Genomic DNA, 22,716 nt, shown 5'->3' with positions numbered 1-22,716 from the left:
ATCCAACGGCCTCTCCGGGGTGCCCGATGAGGCAAGAATCCTGACTCGTCGGGTTAACCTGCTGACGCTGCCTGGCCGCCGGGTCAACGAGCCAGTCTGAGGGGCATGGCAGCCACGATGACCTTGTCGACGGATTCGGTCGAAGTCGAGCCGGGGGAGACCGGCGGGTGTGAGGTCACCGTGACCAACACCGGCAGTCTGGTCGACCAGTTCTCGATCGACCTCGTGGGCGGCCTGCGTGAATGGGTGACGATCGAGCCGTCCACGCTCAACCTGATGCCGGCCACCAGCGGGTCGGTGACGGTGACCTTTGCCCCGCCCCGGTCGCCCGACCTGACCGCGGGGCGGCATGCGTTCGGCGTACGGGCCGAATCCCGCGAGGACCCCGGCACCTCAGTGGTGGAGGAGGGTGCCGTCGAGGTTGCGCCGTACCAGCAGATCGTCGCCGAGCTCGTTCCGGCCAAACGCCGGGCACGGCGGCACGCGAAGTTCAAGCTGGCCGTCGACAACCTCGGCAACAACGACGCCGAGGTCGGGATCGTCCTTCGCGATCCCGACGACGAACTTCGGCTCGAGACCAGCCAGGCATCGATCGCCACGAAGCCCGGTACGGCGACGATCGTGAAGCTGCGGGTGTCACCCCATCGCCGGTTCTGGCGCGGGGAACCGAAGCTGCTCCCGTTCGAGGTGGTCGCGAGCCCGCCCGTGGACGAGCCGATCCGGAGTAGCGGGGTCGTCCAGCAGGAGCAGCTGATGCCGAAGTGGCTGCTGCCCGCGATGGCGGCTGCCGCCGTCCTGGTCGTCGCGGCGGTCGCCGCCTGGTTCGCGCTGCTGAAGCCTGCTGTGGCGTCGGTGGCGACCGAGGAGACTCAGCAACAAGTTGCCAAGGCCGAGAGCGCCGCGTCCAAGGCCAGTGGTGCTGCCTCCCAGGCGACCGAGGCCGCGACCGTCGCACAACAGGCCGCGGGGATCGATTCCTCGCCGACGCCGGGCGTCTCGAACTCGACACCGAGCCCGACGTCGGCAGCGACCGGTACTCCGTCGGTCAAGAAGCCGGCCGCTACCCCGACCGGACCGGTTCCGTTGAGCTTCCGGGTAGCGACTGATGCCAAGGTGGTGACGGACGGCACGTTCCAGGCGTTCACCTACCAGGCGCCGCCGAAGAAGAAGATCCAGATCGCCGACCTCGTCCTGCAGAATCCCCGTGGTGACAGCGGGATCCTGCGGATCTCGATCGGGAAGAACATCCAGCTGGAGACCGGGCTGGCCAACTTCCGCGACCTGGACTATCACTACCTCGAGCCGCTGTTCGCGGCGGAAGGGCAGCCGGTCGTGGTGTCGGTGAACTGCACCGCACCGGGCGCCGGGTCGGACCGATGCACACCGTCGGTCTCCTTCTCCGGACAGCTGTCCTGACCTGGCTCAGATCAGGCCTTCCTTCAGCGCGTAGGCGACCGCGTGCGACCGGTTGCGGAGCTGGAATCGGGTGGTCACGCCATGGAGAACGTTCTTGACGGTGCGCGGCGAGTAGCTCAGGCGGATGGCGATCTCGTCGGTGTCGTAGCCCTCGGCCACCAACTTGAGGATCGCGGTCTCCCGGGGTGACAGGCCGGCCAACCGCAGTCCGCGTGGGGTCAGTACGTCGTTCTGCATGTGCGAGACCTGCCGGAACAGGCGGGTCAGCAGGTCGGACGGAAGCTCCGCCTCGCCGGCGGCGGCTCGCCCGACCAAGTCCGTCAGTTTGGCCGGCGTCACCTCGGCCCGGCGGATCAGCGCGCAGACACCGGCCTCGATTACCGAGATCAGGTCGGCGTCGTTCAGCGTCGCCACGACCAGGATGAGTTTCTCCACCCCTCGGCGCCGCAGCTCGGCGAGCGAGCCGAGCGTCGCCGGATCGGGCGATTCTGCCGCCACGACCGCGACGACGCTCTCGTCCAGCCGGTCGTCCTCGACGATCCGGACCTCCGGCTGGAACCTGAGCTGGCTCTCCACCCCCGATCGCGAGATCGAATCGGCGGAATACACATAGACCGGAATACGCTGCCCCATCGTTCCTCCCCAGCAAGCTGATGTGGTCATGACCACGATCAGTGACCGGTGCGTCACGCACCCCAGGGATACTCCCTAGGGCATGCCCCAGTGCCCGAACAGACGGACCGTCGGGGCACTGGGCTGAGCCGGAGAGTCGACCTGGCATCGTGATACCTACAGCGTGTAGGGGTCTCAGTTGTTGCTCAGGTTGGGGTGGGTAGGGTCTCGCTGAGGATTTCGGGCTGAGCTAGGAGAGCAGTTGACGCACGGGATTACGACCTGGGACTCGGTCGTTCTTGGGGTTGTCGAAGGGCTGACCGAGTTTTTGCCGGTCTCCAGTACCGGGCATCTGACGATCGTGTCGAAGTTGCTCGGGTTGGCCATCGATGATCCGGCGATCACGGCGTTCACCGCGGTGATCCAGGTCGGGGCGATCGCCGCGGTGGTTCTGTACTTCTGGAAAGACATCCGGCGGATCGTCGTCGCCTGGGTCAGTGGGCTCGCGAACCGCGAGCATCGCGACGAATTCGACTACCGGATGGGCTGGTACGTGATCGTCGGCTCGCTACCGATCGGGGTGGTCGGGTTCGTTGCCAAGGGCCTGATCTCCGGTCCGCTGCGGAGCCTGTGGTGGGTGGCCGGAGCGCTGATCGTCTGGTCGTTCGTGATGGTCGCGGCCGAGCAGTTCAGCCGCAAGACGCGCGCGCTGACCGAGACCACGATGCGGGATGCGGTCGTGATGGGCCTGGTGCAGTGCATCGCGTTGATCCCCGGAGTCTCGCGTTCCGGCGCGACGATCTCGGCCGGCCTGTTCCGCGGCCTCGATCGCGTCGCGGCGACGCGGATCGCCTTCCTGCTCGGGATTCCGGCGCTGGTCGGCGCCGGGCTTTACGAGCTCAAGGACGCGCTCAACGGCACTGTCGGCGCGGCGGCGTTGATCATCGGCACGGTCATCAGCTTCGTGGTGGCGTTCGCCTCGGTGGCCTGGCTGCTGCGCTTCGTCGCCAAGCACTCGATCGAGGTCTTCGCCCTCTACCGCATCCTCCTCGGTACGGTCCTGCTCGTCCTCCTCGCAGCGGGCACCATCAGCGCGACCTGAACAGGTCAGGCGAGGCCGATGTCGTACGCGAAGATGACCGCCTGAACCCGGTCGCGGGCGCCGATCTTGGCGAGAACCCGGCCGACATGGGTCTTCACGGTGGACTCGGACAGGTGCAGCCGGTCCGCGATCTCCGGGTTGGTCCACCCGCGGGTGATCGCGACCAGGATCTCGCGTTCCCGCTCGGTGAGCGTCTGGACCAAGGTGTTGTCGTCGGCCCGCGACAGGCGAGGGAGTTGCTGCGCGTACGCGTCGAGCAGCCTCCGCGTGAGGGTCGGCGCGATAATCGCATCGCCCGAGGCAACCGCGCGGATCCCGCCGAGCAGTTCCTCCGGCCGGGCATCCTTCAGCAGGAACCCGCTCGCGCCCGCCCGAAGCGCCGCGTGGGCGTACTCGTCCAGATCGAACGTCGTCAGCACCAGGACCCGCGAACGATTGCCACTAGCAACGATCCGGCGAGTGGCTTCGATCCCGTCCATCCCGGGCATCCGGATGTCCATCAGGACGACATCGGGATGGAGCTCGGCGGTTCGACGCACGGCCTCGGATCCGGAGCCGGCCTCACCCGCGACCTGCGTCTCCGGTACGGATTCCAGCAGGATCCGCAGCCCCAGTCGCTGCAGCGGTTGATCATCCACGATCAGGACCGTGGTCATGGCGTCCTCTCCTCGGCCGGCGCAAGTCCGAGCTCGGTTCGTACTGTCCAGCCGCCGCCCGGGGTTCGCCCGCACTGTACGGTTCCGCCGTACAGTGCGGCGCGTTCGCGCATGCCGATCAACCCCTGTCCGTCGCCCGAGCCCGCGGCCGGCTGGAAGCCCACCGACGGACCGGTGTCGTCGACCTGGATCCGCAGCCGTTCATGCGCGACCTCGAGCGAGACCCGGGCCTCGGTGTCGGGTCCGGCGTACTTCAGCGCGTTGGTCAAGGCCTCCTGAACGATCCGGTACGCCGCCAACTGCAGACCCCGATCCGCGGGGATCTCGCCCATGGTGCGATAGCTCACCCGAGGCCCGGCCGCGCGGATCCGCTCGCACAAGGCGTCGACGTCGGCGATCCCGGGCTGGGGTGCGAGGTCCGCGACGGCGGCGTCGTCGCGAAGGGCGCCGAGCGTACGGCGGAGGTCGTTGAGTGCCTCGCGTCCGGTCTCGCCGATCAGCGTCAGCGCTTCGGCCGAGCGGTCGGGATTCACCCGCACCGCGTACGCCCCGCCGTCGGCGAGCCGGATGATCACCGAGAGGTTGTGTCCGAGGATGTCGTGCATCTCGCGCGCGACCCGGGCTCGCTCGCCCGCGATCGCGAGCAGGCTGCGCTGGTCGCGCTCGATCTCGAGCTGGGTCGCGCGGTCGCGCAGGGCGGCCAGTTGGGAGCGGCGGATCCGGACGACCAGGCCGAGGGCCACGGCGGCCGTTGTGGCGCAGACGAGGAAGAAGGCGATCTCCGCCACCGACGCGAAGGCCGCGATCCGGCCGACGGCCAGGGCGAGAGCCGCGACCGTGATCGTGCAGGCCCACAGCAATCGGCGCAGGGAGCTGTGCAGGGTGAGGCTGTACAGCGCAATCAGGAGGGCGACGTCCGCGCGGAGAAAGACCAGCATCGACCACTGCACGATGAAGACGGCGGCGGTGATGGCGAAGGCTGTGAAGGGAGCGCGCCGACGCAGGAAGAGCGGGAGGATCAGTCCGGCTTGCAGGGCGATCGTCGTACCGAGCGAAATCTGGGTGAACACGCCGGCGAGTTCACGCGGCCCGTCGTCGTGCAGCAGATCCGGCAGACAGAACACCAGGAACGCCCCGACCACCACCAAGGTGTCGAGGACCCAGGGTCGTGCGTGGTCAGCCTGGCGCAGCCGTCGGCCGATCCTGCCGAGTCGGACCACCCAGGGGTGCTGCCACAACGGATCGGAATTGGGGATGTCCCGCGGGTCGACCGACCCCGATCCGTTGTCGCCAGTCACAGTGCCCACCTCTCCATTGTGACCGTCGCTCAACCCGAGGCTCAGGCGTCGCTCCGGGCAAGCCGCCACGCTGCGCCTGCCAGCGCGAGCGCCGTCCAGGCCGCGAACACCACGAAGCCTGCGATCGGTGACAGGGTGTGCGCGGCTTGGTGGAGCGAGTACATGGACTCGCCCGCCACGCTGGGCAGGTAGGGCTGAATGACGTTGTGCCAGGAACTCGGCAGCAGCGAGATCAGGCCGGGGACCAGCATCAATGCGGCGACCAAGGCCGAGATCGCACCGGCGACGGAGCGCAGCAGAGCTCCCAGAGCGACGCCAATCACTCCGACCATACCGAGGTAGACGGTCGCGCCGAAGAGGCTTCTGACCACGCCGCCGCTGGAAATCGTCAGAGCAGCAGGGGTGTTGCTCAGGATCCCGCTGTCGACGAAGAAGGTGACGAACGCACCGATCACCGCGATGACCAAGGCAACAACGCCGTACGAGAAAGCCTTGGACCAGAGCACGGGGAGACGCCGGGGTACGGCGGCGAGGGTGGATCGGATCAATCCGGTCGAGTACTCACCGGCGGTGACGAGTACGCCGAGTACGCCGATCGCCAATTGTGCGAGCGACACTCCGAACAACGACAAGCTGAGTGCTGTCGCGTCGGCGAAGTCCGGGTCGAGTTGCCGGCCGGAGGTGACGCTGGAGCGGTACCGGACCGCCGCGATGATGCCGAAGGCAACCAAGAACAGCAGGCCGAGACCCAGCGTGATCCAGGTGGACCGCAACGACCACAGCTTGGCCGTCTCCGAGCGGAGCACGCGACTCCCGGTGACCCGGTAGTCCGGCTTCGGCGCCGCTGTGGATTCGCCGTCCGAACGGCGGGGTGAGGTGATGACGCTCATGCCGCACGCTCCGCAAGTTCGGTGGTGCCGTGGTAGACGACGGTGTCCCGGGTCAGGTCCATGAAGGCGGCTTCCAGCGAGACCGTCTTGGTGGTGAGCTCGTACAGCGTGATGCCGTGCTCAGCCGCGGTGATGCCGATGGAGCGTGCCGGGAGACCGGTGACGTCGAGTTCCTCGGAACCGGCGCGTCCGAGGATCTCGACGCCCGGCCCGGCCAGGGCATCACGCAACCGCGCTGGGTCGTCGGTTGCAACCCGTACGGAGTCACCGCCGGCCTGCAGGACCAGCTCGTCGACGGTGGTGTCGGCGAGCAGCCGACCGCGGCCGACGATGATCAGCCGGTCGGCCACCAGGGCCATCTCGCTCATCAGGTGCGACGAGACGAACACGGTCCGTCCTTCCGCGGCGAGCCCGATCAGCAGATTGCGGATCCACAGGACGCCCTCGGGGTCCAGGCCGTTCACGGGTTCGTCGAGCATGATCGTGGCCGGATCGCCGAGGAGTGCGGCGGCGATGCCGAGGCGCTGACCCATGCCGAGCGAGAACTGGCCGGCCCGCCGCTTCGCGACCGACTGCAGCCCGGTCAGCTCGATGACCTCGTCGACCCGTTTGCGCGGGATGCCGTGCGTGTACGCCAATCCCAGCAGGTGATTGAACGCCGACCGGCCGGGATGGGCGGACTTCGCCTCCAGCAAAGCGCCGACCTCCTGGAGCGGGGCCGCGTGCTCCCGGTAGGGCTTCCCGTTCACGGTGACCGATCCGCTGGTCGGCGCGTCCAGGCCGATGATCATTCGCATGGTCGTCGACTTGCCGGCGCCGTTCGGGCCCAGGAAGCCCGTGACGGCGCCGGGCTGGACGGTGAACTCCAGCCCGTCGACCGCTGTCGTCTCGCCGTACCGCTTGGTGAGTTGTCGTGCCTCGATCATCTGCGTCGTCCCTCGAATCCTTGCCCGGTCCTTCCGGGCCCTCGACGACCAACCTAGGAATCGAATCACGCCAGAACGTGGTACCGCGGCCCGATCTTCGCGCGACCTGTCGTACCGCGGTACTACGTCCTGTGCGGTCAGTTCGAAGTGGTCAACCCAGCGTGGTCAGCAGGGCCTGGATCGCCTGCTTCTCGGCCGCCGGGTCCTTGGTGTCGCGGACCGAGGTGAAGAGGGCGTCGTTCTGGCTGTCGATGTAGTCCCAGGCCTTGCCGTCGAGCGGTTGGAGCTTGCCCTGGTCGTCGTCCCAGGCCTTCTCGTACGCGTCGACCTTGCCGCTGAGCGCACCCTGGTCACCCTTGGCGAGATCGGCGTTCATGCCGGTGACCAGCGTGCGGAACTGGGCCACATCGGAGGTCGGGAAGTGCGCTGTCGCCTCGGCGGAGGTCAGGTGCTCGTTCGCCGCGGCCGTGTTCGGACCTTCCTTCTCGGCGGCCGCGTTTGCGTGCGGCTGCGCGGAGGCCCAGTTCAGGAGGATGCCGGCGGCAACGGCCGCTGCCAGCATGACGCCGGCGAGTGCCCACTCGCGGCGCGGCTGGTGGTACTTCGCCGTACGTTCGCTGTGCTGGTGACCCTCGATCACATCGGTCTTGGTCAGGGTCAGGTAGACGACCGTGGCCAGAATCGCGCTCAGGAAGATGAGACTGGTGACGAGCGTCCCCAAGCCGAGACCCTGGTCGGGGACCTTGGGGGAGGCCAGCCAGTCGCCCAGGTTCGCTCCGAGCGGCCGGGTCAGGATGTAGGCGAGCCAGAACGCGAGTACCGGGTTCGCGCCCATGCGCCAGCAGCCGACGATGATCGCGATCAGGGCGAGCGGAAGCAGCACGGAGACGCCCGGACTCCAGCCGGTCAGCTCGAGGGTCCAGTCGCCGGCCGCGGTGCCCAGCGCGAAGGTGACCAGAACGGCCAGCCAGTAGAAGGCTTCGCGGGGCCGGGTGACGATGCTGTGGATCGAGAGTGTGCGTTCACGCGCCCACCAGATCCCGAACACCACGGCCAGTGCGACGCTGAAGACCGTCGTACTGATCCACAGCGGGACGCCGAGTTGGTCGGTGAGGATATCCGTGTACAGCGTGCCGGTCACGCTGACGACCACGACGGTCGACCAGTACGCGGCCGGCCGGTACCGGGTCGTGCTCACCTGCCAAGCCAGGACGGCAGCGAAGACCACGGTGAAGATGATCGCGGTGGGAACGAGTCCGAATCCGAGCTGCATGTTGATCCAGTCGGCGAAGCTTTCGCCGACGGTGGTGCAGAGGATCTTGATCAGCCAGAACCAGATCGTGACCTCGGGCACCTTGTTCAGCAGCACCCGGGGCGTGGCTGTTCGGGATGCGGTGTTGGTAGTCATGCGGGCCAGGCTTGCGCGCCCCACCTGCACACAACCTGACTGCTACCTGCTCAAGCGAGGGGAAAGCGCACCTCGACGTGCCCACGGCCGTCCGCCACCGCCCGGACGCCGATCCCGGTCGCGGTGGCGATCCGCCGTACGACGGCCAACCCCAGCCCATGCCCGTCCGTGCCGCTGTGGCCGGGCGCGAAGACCCGATCCAGCTCGTCCGGCGCGAATCCCCGTCCGTCGTCCAGGACCTGGACCAGGACGTCGTCGCCACTCGTTGCTGCCTGCAACGAGACGGTTGTCCGCGCGTGCCGCGCGGCATTGTCGAGCAAGGGACCCAGGACCGCGGTGACGACCTCGGCGGGCACGGCCACCTCGAGATCTCCGGGCGCGTCGATCTGTACGTCGCGGCCCTCGGAGAGCCTCCGCAGGACCGGCGCCAGTCGGCAGCTCGCCTCGCCGCGCGTGCGCAGCCGGGCCGCATCGAGGATCGCGCTCACCGCCGCGCTGAGCCGATCCGTCTCGGCGAGGACGACCTGCGGCTCGACCTGGCTGTCCGAGAGGTCGGCCAGTTGGGCCTCACCGCGCAGTACGGCCAGCGGCGTCCGTAGCTCGTGCGCGATCTCGTCGGTCAGCCGCCGTTCGTCGGCGATGGTGTCGGAGACCCGTTCCAGGAGTCGATCGAAGGTCTGTGCCAATTCGCCGAACTCGTCCTTCGGCGGCCCGAGCCCGAACCGGCGGTCTTGGTCGTTGTCACCCCATTCATCGGCCAGCGCCGACATCTGGTGTACGACGCGCAGCGCTCGATGCACACCGACGTACGTGACGGCGCCGGCGAGCGCGACCGCGAGAGCGCCGAGCAGCAGCGACATCAGCAGACTGTGGTGCTCCGAGCGTTCGTACGGCGTGAGATCCACCAGCACGACGACCGTCACCTGATGCCCGCGCACCGGCAGCGGTTCGGCGTACAACAAGGTGCTCCCGAAGGTCCGGAACTCCGTCCGTCCGGCCGTGCCGAGTTGATCGATCGGGGTCGCAACACTCGGGTGCAGAACGCCGTCGATGAGACGTCCGTCGGCGTAGACCCACGCAACCGTGTCGAAGGCGTCGCCTGCGCCCTCGACCAGCTTGATCGTTCCGTTGCTCACTTCAACGGTCGCCGCGACGGCGTCGGCCCGCGTACGCGCCAGCGTTCGGGAGTCCGTCTCGCCCGCCCGGGTCAGCAGCACATGACTGAGTACGACGAGGACCGCGACGACCAGCGTCGCCGTCAGGACCGCGAGCGAGACGATCCGTCCCCGGAAGCCGGTCAGTCCCACCGGTAGCCGACCCCACGGACGGTGGCGACGCGGTCGGCGATCCCCAACCGATCGAGCTTCACGCGAAGCCGCCGGAGGTAGGAGTCCAGCGTGTTCTCGCTGACGGAGGCTCCGTGTGGCCAACCGGCCGCCACCAAAGAGTGCCGCCGGACAACCTTGCCGGGCACAGAGATGAGCCGACCGAGCAGTCTGAACTCGGTCGGCGTCAATGCTTCCCCGGCTTCGCCCCGGCGAACCTCATGACTGGTCGGGTCGAGCACCACCTCGTCGATGGTCACGGCAACCGTTGTCCGGCGCAACAGTGCGCGAATCCGCACCAACAGCTCCGGGATGTCGAAGGGCTTGGTGAGATAGTCATCGGCTCCGGCCTCGAACCCACTGACCTTGTGATGCATGCCACCGAGTGCGGTGAGCATCAGGACCGGCGCGTCCACCCCATGTGCCCGCAACGCCAGGCAGACATCACGCCCATCGGCATCCGGCAGACCGACATCCAAGATCACCACATGCGGCACCGGCTCGAGCTGTGCCAGCAACTCAGCACCTCGCGCGGTAGCGACGACAGAGTGCCCATCACCCTCCAGAGCCCGCCGCAGCACCCCGCGCAGCGCGCGATCGTCTTCGCACACAGCAATCCTCGCCATATCGCGACCTATCGGCCCGGAGTCTCGATAGGGCTCCGAGGCTTGGTGAAGTGGATGAACGTCGCGAGCAGGGACAGCCAGGTGAGGGCGGCGGTCCAGCCGGCCAGGACGTCGGTTGCCCAGTGGTAGCCGAGGTAGATGCGGCTGAGGCCGATGGCAAGGCTTAGCAGGAGGGCGGCCGTCGTACCGGCGATCTTGGTGGCGCGCGACGCGCTTGAATACCAGAGCAGGCCGGCGAGCAGGAGGAAGAAGACGGTCGAGCTCAGCGTATGGCCCGAGGGGAACGAGAAGCCGTTGCTGACGGCACCGAGCACGACGCTCGCGTCGGGTCGGTGCCGGCCGATGAGGACTTTGAGTCCGTAGGTGAGGCCCGCGGCGCCGGCCATGCCGACGGCCAGGATGATGGCCGGTTGCCAGCGTCGGGTGCGGAGGCGGAGCACGATGGCGATGATCACCGTGAGGGCCGTGAGCACCGGAACCTCGCCGATGAACGTGATGGCCTGTGCGATCTTGCTGACACTGGCGACCCGGTGCGCGACGACGTCCGCAGTCAGCCGGGGGTCGAAGGCCGCAAGGCCGTCACCCTCGACGGCTGCGTCTGCCTGAACGACGAACGCGATGGTCCCGAGCGCGGTTGCCAAGAGGCCGAGCAGGGTTCGTGGCACCGCGGATCAGCCGCCGTCGGGGTCGATCCGGTACCCCATGCCGCGGATGGTTTGGATCGCGTGCCGGTCGAACGGCGCGTCGAGCTTGAGCCGTAGGTACCGGACGTAGACCTCGACGACGTTCGGATCGCCGTCGAAGGCGGGGTCCCAGACGTTCTCGAGGATCACGGTCTTGCTCACGGTCTCGCCACGATGCCGCATCAGGAACTCCAGCAGACCGTACTCGCGGCGCGTCAACGTGATCTCCTGGCCGGCGCGCTCGACGTGTCGCCGAACCGGATCGAGCCGGAGGTCGCCGGCCGCCATCACGACCGGACGCTCCGGTGCGCCCCGGCGGATGAGCGCCCGCAACCGGGCCACGAGGATCAGGAAGCTGAACGGTTTGGTCAGGTAGTCGTCGGCCCCGAGGTCGAAGGCGTCGGTCTGGTCGTACTCGCCGTCCTTCGCGGTCAGCATCAGGACCGGGGTCCAGACACCGCGCTGCCGCAATTGTTCGAGCACCTTGTAGCCGTTGACCTTGGGCAACATGATGTCGAGCACGATCACGTCGTACTTGTGCTCGGTTGCCGCCCACAGCCCGTCCTCGCCGTTGTGGACCACCTCGACGACGAAGCCGTCCTCGGAGAGCCCGTGCCGAACCGTCTCGGCCAGGGGCACCTCGTCCTCAACGATCAGCACTCGCATGGTCTCAGTGTCGTCCGAGCCAGCTGAGAGCAACCTGAGAGGGTCGGATCAGGCACTCACCGCGCCTCATCAGGACAGGGGGAGGGTGACCGTCGCGATGGTGCCGCCGGCGGGGGCCGCGGTCAGGACGACTGTCCCGTGATGCGCCTTGATGATCTCTTGGACGATGGACAGGCCCAGGCCTGAACCGCCGCTGGCTCGGGCTCGGCTGGTGTCGAGGCGGACGAAGCGGTCGAAGACCCGGAGGCGGTCCGGCTCGGGGATGCCGTCGCCGTCGTCCTGGATGGTGACGATCGCGGTGCCGTCGCGTTCGGTAGTCGTGAGGCGGACTGTGCTGTGTGCTTCGCGGGCTGCGTTGTCGACCAGGTTGCGGATCAGCTGACCGAGTCGCATTGGATCGCCCACGACCCGGACGGGCTGTACGTCGCGGACGATCGTGAGGTTGGTCCCGCCTTCGCGGAGCCGCAGGGCCTCGGTGTCGACCAGGTCGTCGAGGTCGACGTCGGTCCGTCGCATCGGCAACGCCGCGTCGTCGGCCTTCGCGAGCAGGAGCAGGTTCTCGACCAGGTGCCGCATCCGCTCGGCTTCGCCCTTCATCAACCGGTGCAGGTCCTGCCACGCCTGCCCGCGGGCGCTCGGCTCGATGACGTCCAGTCCGGCGGCGACCGTCGCGAGTGGTGACCGCAGCTCGTGGCTGGCGTCGGCGACGAACCTGCGCTGGTTCGCCTGGCCGGCCTGGAGCCGGTCGAGCATCTCGTTCATGGTCGCCGCCAGCCGGGCGATCTCGTCGTTCGTCTGCGGGACCGGGACCCGCTCGGTGAGGTCCTTGGACTCGATGCCCTGCACGCGGGTCCGGATCCGCTCGACCGGCCCGAGCGCCCGTCCCACCAGCATCCAGCTCGCGATCCCGACCACGACGAGGAGAGCCGGGAAGCCGATGGCGAGGTACTTCGTCACCGTCGCCACGGTCGCCCGTTGGGTCTCGACCGACGATGCGACCACCACGGTGTAGGTCTGACCGCCGTACTCCGCTCCGCGCGCGACGATGAGGTAGTCGTGATCGTCGTCCAGCAGCGGCATCTCGCCGACCTCGGCCCGCTCGATCGTGCCGTCCGCGGGACGCAGCGTGGTCAAGACCGTGTTGTCGGCTCGCGGCGACGACGCCGCGACGATGCGCCCTGAGGCGTCCAGGATCTGGATGATCTGGCTCGCTCGCGTCGATTCGGCCAGATCGGTGTTCAGGCTGGCGACGCCTTCCTCGCTGACCTGGTTGGCGATGTCCGATGCGCGCCCGTCGGCGGCGTCGGAGACGGTGGTGATCAGCGCCCGCTGGAGAAGAAGCAGGAGTACGGCGGCGCCCAGAGCCATGGCCACCGCGACCACGACGACGGCGGCCGCGGTCGACCGACTCCGCACGCTGGCCCGGCGCAGTCTCAAGCTCATCGCGCGCAATCCGGACACCATGCGCTCCTTCCCGCCTCAGCGAAGTGTCGCGAATATATCGTCCAACGGCGCTCCGGGAGCCCTGCCGTGCTCGACATACCACTCCCGTCCGAGCATCAGGGTGAACAGCCGTCGCGGCAGCTTGAGCAGGAGCCCAAGGGTCCGAGCGCCGTCGTCCGAGCTCGCCTGGCTGGCGTGGGCCTCGAACGACCGCCGCTTCTGATCGATGTACGCGCGAACGTCGACGCGGTGCGTGATCGCCGTCGTGGCGGAGTAGGCCTCGTCGTAGTCGCCGGCCCGGACCGCGGGCAGGATCCGGGGAATCCGCTCGACGACACGGACCAGTTGCTGGATCCGCCGCCGGTCGATTGTTGCCTCAAGCACCAACTTCGTGCCCGCCCGGGACGCAGCATAGGTCCCGGCGGTGTGGACCTGCCGATGATCGGGGTGACCGTAGCCGCCGGCCGGGTCGTAGATCGTCAGCGCGTCGGCGTGTTCTTCCCGCAGCAACGCGATCAGCGGTGCGGCCGCGGTGTCGACCGGGAGCGTGCTGAAACCGCCCGCCGCCGGCGATCCGGACGAGCCGGAGTCGGCGAATCCGAACCGTACAACGCGCGCACACCCCAGCGCCGCGGCAGACCGGTCGAGCTCGTCGCGCCGGTACGACGCGAGCCCGCCGTCAGTCTGGTACGACGCCGCAGCCGCGCCGGCCTCGCCGTCGGTGGCGACAGCGAGCACGACCCGGTGACCTTCCGCGGCGAGCCGGGCCAACGTACCGCCCATCAGCAGGGCCTCGTCGTCCGGATGCGCATGGAAGGCCACGAGCGTGAACCGGTCCTCCATGCGTTCAGCATCGCACGCCGGTCAACGACCGCACCGCGAACACCAAAGAAGACAGCGCAGAGAAGAAGCCTCAAAGAAGAAAGCAAGAGAAAGGAAGGCAGGGAGAGAAAAGATAGAGTTGCTGGGCGCGTGGCGGGCTCGGTGCGTAGGTGTGGGCGGCCTGTGGTTGGCGTGTCGGGACTGCGACGACCGCGGCGCGTGAGGGATCGGGGCCGTCGAGGACCAGTGGCTGAGTGAGCGGTCCTGCAGCCCCGGGTGCGGATGCCTTGCGTGCCCGCTGCGTGGTTCGAGTCGTGGATTATGGCGCGGTGGGGCGTGTCTGACCGACCGCGATCCACGACTCGATGCCTGCACATACTCTGACCCGCCGTCCACCACCGGCCAGCCCAGCCAGGCACCCAACACCCTCTCTATTTTCCCTTTCCTGCCTTTTTAACGCTCTTGCTCTTGTTCTTTGCTCTGGGTCTTCAGAACTTCTGAATAACCCTCAAGCCCTCCGCGAATCGTCCGTTCCACGCCCAGAAACCCGCCACCCGGACAACACCGTCCACCTGCTGATCCGTCGGCCTGGAACAGTCAGGTTCGGGGATGATCTCTTCCCTGATCAGGCGCGATATCCTCCCGAACCTCCTGCCCGCCGCCGACCTCAGCCAGGACCCAGTTGTTCTCAGCATGCTCTCAGCGTGTGCCTTCCAGGCTGGGGTGCGATGAGAGATCTCGACTGTGGCCGGGAGTGAGGATGGATCGGGTACGACGGCGGCGGCTGGTGACGTCTGTCCTGAGTGGGTTGCTCACCGCGGCGCTGGTGGTGTTCCTGCCACTGGCGGTCGGCTCCAGTTGGAGTCAGGTCGGAGTTGTCCTCGGCCGGGTGTCGGTGGGTTCGTTGGTGTTGCTGGCGGTCGTGTGGATCGCCGGACTGTGGGCGCACTCGTTCGTCCTGGCGGCGTCGCTGCCGGGGCTCACGAAACGACGCGGTCTGACCCTCAGCTTGACCGGTAGTGCGGTTGCCAACGTGCTGCCGCTCGGCGGTGCGGCCGGCACCGCGCTGAACTTCGCGATGGTGCGCCGATGGGGCTTCAGCCCTGGCGCGTTCGGCGGGTTCATTGCGGTGACGACACTGCTCAACGTCGTGTCGAAGCTCGGCGTGATCGCGGTGGCGCTCGGTCTGGTACCGCTTCTGCACAGCGCGTCGGCCTTCGGGTCGACGAGTTTGCTGTTCCTGCCGGTTCCCGTCGCCGTCGCGGTCGGCGTGTGGATTCTCGTCGACGAGCGTGCGGCCGTTGCCGTTGGCGGCGTACTCGATCGGCTGATCCGGCGGACTCGACTGCGGGAGCAGTTGCCCCGCCTGCGACGTTCGATGCTCGGCGTACTGAGGACCGGATGGCGTCCGATGAGCGTCGGGATGGTCGCGTACCTCGCGTTGCAGCTCGCGCTGCTGTGGCTCTGCTTCCAGGTTTTGCACGTGCCGTTGGCTCTGCCGGTGCTCTTCACGGCCCTGGCGGTGGAACGGCTCTTGACCCTCGTGCCGATCACCCCCGGCAGCGCGGGCGTCGTCGAGGTCGGGACCACCGCGGCGTTGGTCGCCCTCGGCGGCGATCCGGCCGGAGTCGCGGCGGGTCTGCTGCTGTTCCGCGGATTCACGTACTTGATGGAGATTCCGGTCGGTGGCGTCATGCTCGCGATCTGGTCCGGGCTCCAGCGTCGTACCAGCCGGCTCGAGGCGGTGTCGGGATGAGGATCGCAATGGTCAGCGATTGCTACCTGCCACGACTCGGCGGCATCGAACTCCAGGTCCACGATCTTGCGCTGCAGCTGATCCGGGCCGGGCACGACGTCACGGTCTTCACGATTACGGACGGTCCGTCACCAGTTGACGCCGTACGGGTGGTGCGACTGCCGGCTGTTGCAGGCGTTCCGTTGCGGTCGGCGGTCGACCGACTACGGGCAGAGCTGCCGCACTTCGACGTCGTGCACTGTCATTCGTCGCTGCTCTCTCCGCTGGCCTGGCGGGCGGCTCGACTGATCGAGGGAGCCATCGTCACGCTGCACTCGCTGCCGAGCTCGTCGACGCCGTGGCCGGTGGAGCGCATCGATCGGTACCTCGGTGCCGTCCAGTGGACTGCGGTCAGTGAAGCGGTTGCCGGCGTACTGCGGCGGATGTTGCCCGATCGTTCGGTCGAGGTCCTGCACAACGGGGTCGATCCGGTCAGGTGGCGCTCGCCGCGTCGGGCCGACCATCCGCTGACCATCGTGAGCACGATGCGGCTGGCGCGGCGGAAGCGTCCGATGGCCTTGCTGCGAACGCTGCGGCAGATCCGCGAACTCGTACCGGCCGAAGTCCCGCTCAGGGCGGTGATCGTCGGAAGTGGGCCGCAGGCGAGTGCAGTGGCCAGGACCGCTCGGCGCTGGGGACTGAGCGAGTGGGTCGACCTGCCGGGACGGCTGACGCGGTTCGAGATCCAGCAGTTGTACGCCACTGCGGACGTGTACCTGGCGCCGGCGGAGCTCGAGTCGTTCGGGGTTGCGGCGCTCGAAGCGCGCTGCGCAGGCCTGCCCGTTGTGGCGATGGCCTCTGGCGGGGTCGGCGAGTTCATCCGGCCAGGGCTCGAGGGATATCTGGTCGACAGCGACGCGCAGATGGCCGCCACGGTGGTCGCCCTGCTCACCGACGGTACGACGCTGGCGCGACTGCAGGCGTTCAACCAGGCGACGGATCCGGTGATGACGTGGGACCACGTGATCCGGCAGCATCTCGCGGCGTACCGGACTCAGCATGCTCTCAGTGCCCAGTCCTTAGCGTCGGCATCATGACCCTCGAAGATCCCGGTACACAGGACTTGTCAGGCTGGGGGAGGACGGTACGTCGCACCACGCGGGTACGGCGACCGACGTTCGACGGCGGCCTGGTCGAGGCAGTACTGGCCGAGCCGAGGATCACCGTGCGCGGCGCCGGCCGGAGCTACGGCGATGCGGCCTTGCCCGGTGGCGGGGTCGTGCTCGACATGACCGCTCGCGATCGCATCGTCTCGTTCGACGAGGGCAACGGCGTGCTCGTGGTGGAATCGGGCGCGCTGCTCAAGGACATCATCGACCAAACCCTTCCACTCGGGTGGAAGCTTCCCGTGGTTCCCGGCACCGAACGCATCACGGTCGGTGGCGCGATCGCCGGCGACGTGCACGGCAAGAATCATCCGGGTGCCGGATCCTTCGGCCAGCACATCGTGTGGCTCGCATTGCTCCGATCGGACGGGACCATCGTCCAGCTGTCGGCAGGGCAGGACGCCGACGGATTCTGGGCGACGATCGGCGGCATGGGCCTGACCGGCGTCATCCTCCAAGCGGCCATCCAGCTGCACCGGGTCGATACCGGGTGGATGATCCGGAATCGGCGTCGCACCCACTCGTTCGACGGGACGGTCGAGGCGATGCGGTGGCTGGCGACGCGACAAGAGCTGGATCCAGGACAGTATTCGATTGCCTGGCTGGACGCGCATGCACAGGGAAGCCGACTCGGTCGCGGGGTCGTCGACGAGTACTACGGTGCCTCGACGCTCGATCTCCCCACCGCAGTCGGGCCGTTCCCCGCGGCACGGGTCGCGAGTACGCGCCACCTGCGGTCCCTGCCGGGCCCAGGCGTGGTGTCCAAGGCAACGATCGCCGCTGCGTCCGCGACTCGTTGGCATCTGAGCAGATCGGGGAACTCACACCTCGTCCCGCTGCGATCCGCGCTGTGCCCGTTGGACCGCGCCGAGGCGTGGCCGGCGGCGTTCGGGCGACGGGGATTGGTTCAGTACCAGTTCGCCGTACCGTCGGACGAAGTCGGCGTGGTGCTCGAGGTGCTGGAGTTCCTCGGCCGGCACGGCATCGTGCCGGCGCTGGCGACGCTGAAGAACTTCGGCTTCGGTACGGCGGGTCCGCTGTCGTTCCCGATCCCGGGCTGGACGCTGGCGGTGGATCTGCCGGCTCGCTGGCTGCACCACCGCGATACGTTGCGGCCGGTCGACAAGATGGTCGCCGGTGCGCGGGGGCGGGTCTACCTGGCCAAGGACGCGGTGACCGATCCGGAACTGATACCGCTGATGTACCCGCGGCTGTCGACGTGGCAGCGAACCCAGCGGCGACTGGACCCGGTCGGACGCTGGACGTCCGGACTCGCGGAGCGACTGGGCCTGCTGCCATGACCCCGGGTTCGGTTCTGCTCGTGGGTGGATCGTCGGAGCTCGGCATCGCCGTACTGCTACAACTTCTCGGGCCGCTGCCGCGTCGCGTCATCCTCGCCGGCCGCCCGAGTGGTGAGCTCTGGCTGAATGCCGAACGACTCCGTGACGCGGGCTACTCCGTCACCACCACGCAGTACGACGCGGGCCTCAACGTCGACGAGATCGACGGGATGCTCGCCCATGCGAGCGCGGAGCATCCGCTGGAGCTCGCGATCGTCGCGGTCGGATCGATGTCCTCGAAGACCTTCGAAGAAGGCGTTGTCGTGAACGGACTGGCGGTCTCGTTGCTCTTGCGGGCCTTGGTACAGCGGAAGCCCGAGCAGATCGTGTTGTTGTCGTCCGCGGCCGCGCTCCGCCCACGGCAGTCGATCGCGGCGTACTCGCTCGGGAAGCAGTTGGCCGACTCCACGGCTGTGCTCCTCGCTCGGCAGGCGGCGGAGACCGGGGTGCGAATCCTTGTCGTGCGTCCGGGATTCGTCGCGACTCGGATGACCGCGGGTCTGCGCGTGCCGCCACTGGCGACGAGTCCCGAACGAGTAGCCCGAAAGGTCGCGGCGGCTGTGGAGAGGCGGAAGACGGTCGTGTGGGTGCCGAGCGTGATGGGCGTGGTCCTACGGGTTCTGGGGTTGATTCCCCGCCGCCTCCTGCCGGCGGTGTGGCGATGAGTCTCCGACGGCGCCGAGTGCGGAAGCGCTGGATCGCCTTGGTGTGTTGTCTGTTGCTGGTCGTGCCGGTGGTGTCGTACGTTCGGGCGCTGCTCTATCCGGGCAACGCGAGCTTTGCGGTGCGCACGGTCGAGTGGTTCCGCGATCACGGCGGCGGAGCGGTGATCGACACCGTCGAGACGTGGAAGTACTCCCACCAACAGCCGCCCGCGACCGGCCAACCGAGCGACACCACGGCTCCGAGCACTGCGCAGTCACCGAACATCGCGCCGCCGAGCGTTCGTCCGGCTGCAACCGGGCTGCCCGCGGTGCAACTGCTTCCGGGAATCACGCCGTTGCCGGCGGAAGGCACTTGGTCGATCGCTCGACAGACGAAGGCCGGAACGCCGTTGCTGTGGACGAGCTGGTTCCGGGCCGATTCCGCGCACCTCCCGGTCTCGGTCGCAGCAGCGCTGATACCGCGCGACACGTATCGCCTGCACCTGATGCCCGGGACCCGGGAGCCGGTCGTCGGAATGTCATCCAGCAACGGATACTCCGTGCCGAGCGCGGATCGTGCCGCGCTGGTCGCGACCTTCAACGCCGGCTTCAAGCTGAACGACTCGCACGGTGGCTGGTGGACGACCGCCTCTCCGGCTGTGCCGCTGGTGGACGGCCGAGCGTCGGTCGTCATCCTCCGCGACGGTTCGGCGCAGGTGGGGACCTGGAACCAGACAGTCCGGATGAGCCCCGACGTCGTCGCGGTCCGGCAGAACCTGGATCCGGTGATCGTCAACGGCCGCGTCGTCGACGGGTTGACCACGAACGCGAACGGCCGGTGGGGAACGGTCCGCAGTCAGTTCCAGTACACCTGGCGGTCCGGCCTCGGAACCGATGCCCACGGCAACCTTGTGTACGTCGCCGGCAACAAACTGACCCTGGCGACGCTGGCCAGTGCGATGCATCAGGCCGGCATCGTGCAGGGGATGGAGCTGGACATCCACGCCGCGATGGTCAGCTTCACCATCGAGACGCCCACCACTGCCGGCGTCAGCAGCAAACGACTGCTCGACTCGATGAACTCGCCGACCGATCGCTACCTGGTCGACGATCAGCGCGACTTCTTCTACCTGACCAGCAAATGACGGCCAGCAAATGACGGCCGGCAAATGACGGACCTGCAGACGTCGACGGCCGTCGTACCCCGGGAGGCGGTGGGGCGCGCGCTGCTCCGGCTCAGCCGGCCGAGGCAATGGCACAAGGCGGTCATGGTGTTCGCCGCGCCGGCCGCGGCCGGGGTACTCGCGTCGCCGGCGGTGCTGTTGCGGGCGACGATCGCGGCCGTGGGCTTCACTTTGTTGTCGGTGGCGATCTACGCGTTCAATGACATCCGGGATGCTCCCGATGACCGGCGGCATCCACGCAAGCGCCTCCGGCCGGTCGCGTCGGGAGCACTTCATCCGGTCGTTGCCGCGGTCTTCGGTATCGCGGCGGCTGTGCTCGGTCTCGTCGTCACGGGTCTGCTGGGATGGTCGACGTTCGGGCTCGGGATCGCTTACCTGGTGGCACAGGTGCTGTACGTCTTCGGTCTGAAGCATGTTGCGGTGGTTGACCTGATCATCGTTGCTCTTGGCTTCGTACTGCGTGCAGCCGCCGGTGGGACCGCCACCGGTCTGCCGGTGTCCCACTGGTTCCTGCTCGTTTCCCTGTTCGGGGCGATGTTCTTGGTGACCGGCAAGCGAAAGGCCGAGCACACCAGGGCTGGGAATGCGGTCAGCCGGCCGGTCCTCGCGGCGTACCCGTCGTCCTGGCTGGACCAGGTCATGACGGTGGCTCTGCTGGGCTCGGCGCTGTCCTACGGGATGTGGGCGTTCCAGTATCTCGGCCACGACGCCTACCGGGAGCTTCTCGCCGTTTCGTTCCTGCCATTCCTCACCGGTCTCCTGCGGTACGCCCTGCTGGTCTCGACCGGCCGCGGCGAGGAACCCGAGCACGAGATCTTCCGCGATCGCGTCCTCCTGGTCGCCGGCCTCACCTGGGTCGGCCTGCTCGGAGTCGGCTTGTACTGCGCCTGATCCAACCGGCGACCCAGATAGGCTTCGGCTGTGACGCGAAAGGGCGCTGGCGAGCTGGAAGCCGAGGTGATGGCCGCGCTGTGGGCCGCGGGCACTCCGATGACCACGGCCGAGGTTGCCGCGCAGCTCGAGAACGACCTGGCGTACAACACTGTCCAGACGATCCTCACCAGGTTGACCGCAAAGGGTGTGCTGCAGCGCACCGAGCGTGGTCGAGCGCATGCGTACTGGCCGACGACGGATGAGGCGTCGTCCGTCGCGCAGCGCCTCCGCTCCACGCTGAGCGGGGTTCAGGACCGGGCGCGGGTGCTGCGTGAGTTCGCGGCGACGCTTGACGAGGACGAGGCGCAGGTCCTGCAGCGATGGCTTTCCGCGCGGTCAGGGGACTGAGATGACCGTCTGGGTCTACCTGCCGTTCCTGCTGAGTCTGCTGCTCCCGTGGGCGGCAACCTGGACGGCTCGGCTGGTCCAACCGGCCGTGGCGACGGGGGTCGTGGTGGTGGCCACGGTCGTCACGACGTCGGCGTACGTGTGCAGTCTGACCGTGCTGTCGCTCACGCTGTTCGATGATCTGCCTCCGCTGTCGGCCTTGGATCACCGTCCCGGGCTGGGTCTGCCGGAGCCTGTGCCCGACTGGCTCGCGGTGATCGCCGTGGTGGTTCTCCTGGTCGGCGGCACCCGGCTTGTGCACAGGCTGGCCGGTCGGCAGCGCGTTGTTCGCGAGCTTCGCGCCGGCGGTACTCCACGCGGCGGGCTCGCGGTGGCGGATCTCCCGGAACCCTTCGCGATCGCCGTTCCGGGACGGCCCGGTCATGTGCTCGTGACGTCCGGGATGCTGCGCCTGCTGACCGGACCCGAGCGGAAGGTGATGCTTGCGCACGAGCGATCACACCTGAACCGTGGGCACCATCGACTGGTTGGCGCGGTGGACTGCGCCGCCGCGATGAATCCCTTGTTGTCGAGGCTGGTGGACCTGACGGCGTATCTGGTCGAGCGTGCCGCCGACGAGGACGCGGCCGAACAAGTCGGCGACAGGGAGGTGGTCGCCCGCGCGGTGGCGCGGGCGTCCTTGGCAACCGCCGGCGCGACGCCGGCACGCGGCCTTGGCTTTCACGGCACGCACGCGATGGAGCGAGTCTCGGCGATCGCCGAGCCCCGCGGCGACACCCACTGGCGCGGACTCATCGGTGTCTCAGCCCTGAGCTGTGGACAGCTTCTGGTCGCAACAGTCGCCGTGGTGAAGTTCATCGACGTCGCCCACGCCTGGCTCGCGCACTCTCGCTAGGCCGTTGGCTGCGAGACTGTCGGGTATGGAACCCGAAGTCTGGCTGCTGCTGATCTACAAGGTGCCGAGCGATTCGTCGCGGGCGCGGGTGGCGGTGTGGCGGGACCTGAAACGGCTTGGGGGGTTCTACGTGCAGCAGGCGGTCTGCGTGTTGCCGGACCGCGAGGAGCTGCGAGCGGGGTTGGTGAGGGTTCGCGAGCGGATCGTGGAGCTGGGCGGCTCGAGTGTGTTCCTGACCTTGACCGACGTCGAGGACGAGGCGCGCGCGCAGTTCGTCGAGGGGTTCCGGAGTCAGTCGGCCAAGGAGTACGACGAGATCGTCGAGGAGTGCGAGACCAAGTTCTTCAAGGAGATCGAGTTCGAGCGGTTCCGGGAGAACTACACCTTCGAGGAGGCCGAGGAGATCCGGCAGGATCTGGAGAAGCTCCGGCGCTGGCTGGCCAAGGTCGAGGAGCGCGACTGGTTAGGTGCCGACGGCAAGGAACTGGCCAGGTCGAAGGTGGCCGAGTGCGAACGCCAGCTCGAGGACTTCGAGGCCGACGTCTACGAGCGGACGCAGGGCAGCCTCTGACCGGGGACGTTGACACCTGGGTCCTAT

The 22,716-nt window shown here is 67.9% G+C and carries 24 protein-coding genes; 11 read left to right on the top strand and 13 right to left on the bottom strand.

Annotated features, from left to right (window positions below; translation table 11 throughout):
- Window positions 1-105: 105 nt before the first annotated feature.
- Window positions 106-1,416 (top strand): COG1470 family protein, encoded by a 1,311-nt coding sequence (locus tag ACWF4Z_RS13880; RefSeq protein WP_452243375.1) that lies wholly within the window; start codon window positions 106-108, stop codon window positions 1,414-1,416.
- A 6-nt stretch (window positions 1,417-1,422) separates the two neighbouring features.
- Here the strand turns inward: ACWF4Z_RS13880 and ACWF4Z_RS13875 are convergent, their stop codons facing one another.
- Window positions 1,423-2,049, bottom strand: a complete 627-nt coding sequence (locus ACWF4Z_RS13875) for a helix-turn-helix transcriptional regulator (RefSeq protein WP_452243374.1) — start codon at window positions 2,047-2,049, stop codon at window positions 1,423-1,425.
- 253 nt (window positions 2,050-2,302) lie between these two features.
- Between ACWF4Z_RS13875 and ACWF4Z_RS13870 the strand changes: the two genes are divergently transcribed.
- A complete protein-coding gene (locus ACWF4Z_RS13870) occupies window positions 2,303-3,130 on the top strand; it encodes an undecaprenyl-diphosphate phosphatase (protein WP_452243603.1) in 828 nt (275 codons plus the stop codon).
- A 5-nt stretch (window positions 3,131-3,135) separates the two neighbouring features.
- On the opposite strand, the gene ACWF4Z_RS13865 is transcribed toward ACWF4Z_RS13870, so the two are convergent.
- The 12 genes from ACWF4Z_RS13865 to ACWF4Z_RS13810 all read right to left on the bottom strand — a co-directional run bounded on the left by ACWF4Z_RS13865 (window position 3,136) and on the right by ACWF4Z_RS13810 (window position 14,568).
- On the bottom strand, window positions 3,136-3,786 hold the full coding sequence (locus tag ACWF4Z_RS13865) for a response regulator (protein ID WP_452243373.1): 651 nt from the start codon (window positions 3,784-3,786) through the stop codon (window positions 3,136-3,138).
- Window positions 3,783-5,093, bottom strand: a complete 1,311-nt coding sequence (locus ACWF4Z_RS13860) for a sensor histidine kinase (protein WP_452243372.1) — start codon at window positions 5,091-5,093, stop codon at window positions 3,783-3,785. Before ACWF4Z_RS13860 ends, ACWF4Z_RS13865 begins: the two co-directional genes overlap by 4 nt.
- 32 nt (window positions 5,094-5,125) lie before the next feature.
- The gene (locus ACWF4Z_RS13855) at window positions 5,126-5,974 is read right to left on the bottom strand and encodes a hypothetical protein (protein ID WP_452243371.1); all 849 of its coding nucleotides are present in this window, start codon (window positions 5,972-5,974) and stop codon (window positions 5,126-5,128) included.
- Window positions 5,971-6,900 (bottom strand): ABC transporter ATP-binding protein, encoded by a 930-nt coding sequence (locus tag ACWF4Z_RS13850; RefSeq protein ID WP_452243370.1) that lies wholly within the window; start codon window positions 6,898-6,900, stop codon window positions 5,971-5,973. The genes ACWF4Z_RS13855 and ACWF4Z_RS13850 overlap by 4 nt, the downstream gene beginning before the upstream one ends.
- A gap of 151 nt (window positions 6,901-7,051) precedes the next feature.
- Window positions 7,052-8,308 (bottom strand): COG4705 family protein, encoded by a 1,257-nt coding sequence (locus ACWF4Z_RS13845; RefSeq protein ID WP_452243369.1) that lies wholly within the window; start codon window positions 8,306-8,308, stop codon window positions 7,052-7,054.
- 50 nt (window positions 8,309-8,358) lie between these two features.
- Complete coding sequence (locus ACWF4Z_RS13840) at window positions 8,359-9,615, bottom strand: ATP-binding protein (protein ID WP_452243368.1); 1,257 nt, start codon at window positions 9,613-9,615, stop codon at window positions 8,359-8,361.
- Complete coding sequence (locus tag ACWF4Z_RS13835) at window positions 9,606-10,259, bottom strand: response regulator transcription factor (protein ID WP_452243367.1); 654 nt, start codon at window positions 10,257-10,259, stop codon at window positions 9,606-9,608. The genes ACWF4Z_RS13840 and ACWF4Z_RS13835 overlap by 10 nt, the downstream gene beginning before the upstream one ends.
- Before the next feature lie 8 nt (window positions 10,260-10,267).
- On the bottom strand, window positions 10,268-10,924 hold the full coding sequence (locus tag ACWF4Z_RS13830; RefSeq protein WP_452243366.1) for a phosphatase PAP2 family protein: 657 nt from the start codon (window positions 10,922-10,924) through the stop codon (window positions 10,268-10,270).
- Between the two features lie 6 nt (window positions 10,925-10,930).
- Complete coding sequence (locus tag ACWF4Z_RS13825) at window positions 10,931-11,608, bottom strand: response regulator (RefSeq protein ID WP_452243365.1); 678 nt, start codon at window positions 11,606-11,608, stop codon at window positions 10,931-10,933.
- 69 nt (window positions 11,609-11,677) lie between these two features.
- Window positions 11,678-13,051: an ATP-binding protein gene (locus ACWF4Z_RS13820; protein ID WP_452243364.1), complete on the bottom strand. Its 1,374-nt coding sequence runs from the start codon at window positions 13,049-13,051 to the stop codon at window positions 11,678-11,680.
- Window positions 13,052-13,087: 36 nt separating this feature from the next.
- The gene (locus ACWF4Z_RS13815) at window positions 13,088-13,894 is read right to left on the bottom strand and encodes a PIG-L deacetylase family protein (RefSeq protein ID WP_452243363.1); all 807 of its coding nucleotides are present in this window, start codon (window positions 13,892-13,894) and stop codon (window positions 13,088-13,090) included.
- Window positions 13,895-14,361: 467 nt separating this feature from the next.
- The gene (locus ACWF4Z_RS13810; protein ID WP_452243362.1) at window positions 14,362-14,568 is read right to left on the bottom strand and encodes a hypothetical protein; all 207 of its coding nucleotides are present in this window, start codon (window positions 14,566-14,568) and stop codon (window positions 14,362-14,364) included.
- A 65-nt stretch (window positions 14,569-14,633) separates the two neighbouring features.
- Here ACWF4Z_RS13810 and ACWF4Z_RS13805 point away from each other — a divergent pair, with 65 nt between their 5' ends.
- Genes ACWF4Z_RS13805 through ACWF4Z_RS13765 form a run of 9 tightly spaced genes read left to right on the top strand, consistent with a single transcriptional unit; the run spans window position 14,634 to window position 22,689 of the window.
- Window positions 14,634-15,629 (top strand): lysylphosphatidylglycerol synthase transmembrane domain-containing protein, encoded by a 996-nt coding sequence (locus ACWF4Z_RS13805; RefSeq protein WP_452243361.1) that lies wholly within the window; start codon window positions 14,634-14,636, stop codon window positions 15,627-15,629.
- Window positions 15,626-16,705, top strand: coding sequence for a glycosyltransferase family 4 protein (locus ACWF4Z_RS13800; protein WP_452243360.1), 1,080 nt, complete (start codon window positions 15,626-15,628; stop codon window positions 16,703-16,705). Before ACWF4Z_RS13805 ends, ACWF4Z_RS13800 begins: the two co-directional genes overlap by 4 nt.
- The gene (locus ACWF4Z_RS13795) at window positions 16,702-18,075 is read left to right on the top strand and encodes an FAD-binding oxidoreductase (protein ID WP_452243359.1); all 1,374 of its coding nucleotides are present in this window, start codon (window positions 16,702-16,704) and stop codon (window positions 18,073-18,075) included. Before ACWF4Z_RS13800 ends, ACWF4Z_RS13795 begins: the two co-directional genes overlap by 4 nt.
- Complete coding sequence (locus ACWF4Z_RS13790; protein WP_452243358.1) at window positions 18,072-18,779, top strand: SDR family NAD(P)-dependent oxidoreductase; 708 nt, start codon at window positions 18,072-18,074, stop codon at window positions 18,777-18,779. Before ACWF4Z_RS13795 ends, ACWF4Z_RS13790 begins: the two co-directional genes overlap by 4 nt.
- On the top strand, window positions 18,776-19,903 hold the full coding sequence (locus ACWF4Z_RS13785) for a phosphodiester glycosidase family protein (protein WP_452243357.1): 1,128 nt from the start codon (window positions 18,776-18,778) through the stop codon (window positions 19,901-19,903). Before ACWF4Z_RS13790 ends, ACWF4Z_RS13785 begins: the two co-directional genes overlap by 4 nt.
- Window positions 19,904-19,927: 24 nt before the next feature.
- A complete protein-coding gene (locus ACWF4Z_RS13780; protein ID WP_452243356.1) occupies window positions 19,928-20,833 on the top strand; it encodes a decaprenyl-phosphate phosphoribosyltransferase in 906 nt (301 codons plus the stop codon).
- Between the two features lie 30 nt (window positions 20,834-20,863).
- The gene (locus ACWF4Z_RS13775; protein WP_452243355.1) at window positions 20,864-21,223 is read left to right on the top strand and encodes a BlaI/MecI/CopY family transcriptional regulator; all 360 of its coding nucleotides are present in this window, start codon (window positions 20,864-20,866) and stop codon (window positions 21,221-21,223) included.
- Between the two features lies 1 nt (window position 21,224).
- Window positions 21,225-22,118 (top strand): M56 family metallopeptidase, encoded by an 894-nt coding sequence (locus ACWF4Z_RS13770; RefSeq protein ID WP_452243354.1) that lies wholly within the window; start codon window positions 21,225-21,227, stop codon window positions 22,116-22,118.
- Between the two features lie 25 nt (window positions 22,119-22,143).
- Window positions 22,144-22,689, top strand: coding sequence for a Chromate resistance protein ChrB (locus tag ACWF4Z_RS13765; RefSeq protein ID WP_452243353.1), 546 nt, complete (start codon window positions 22,144-22,146; stop codon window positions 22,687-22,689).
- Window positions 22,690-22,716 lie beyond the last annotated feature (27 nt).

The organism is Kribbella sp. NPDC055071 (assembly GCF_053608045.1).
This window is presented reverse-complemented; position numbering and strand designations above follow the sequence as displayed.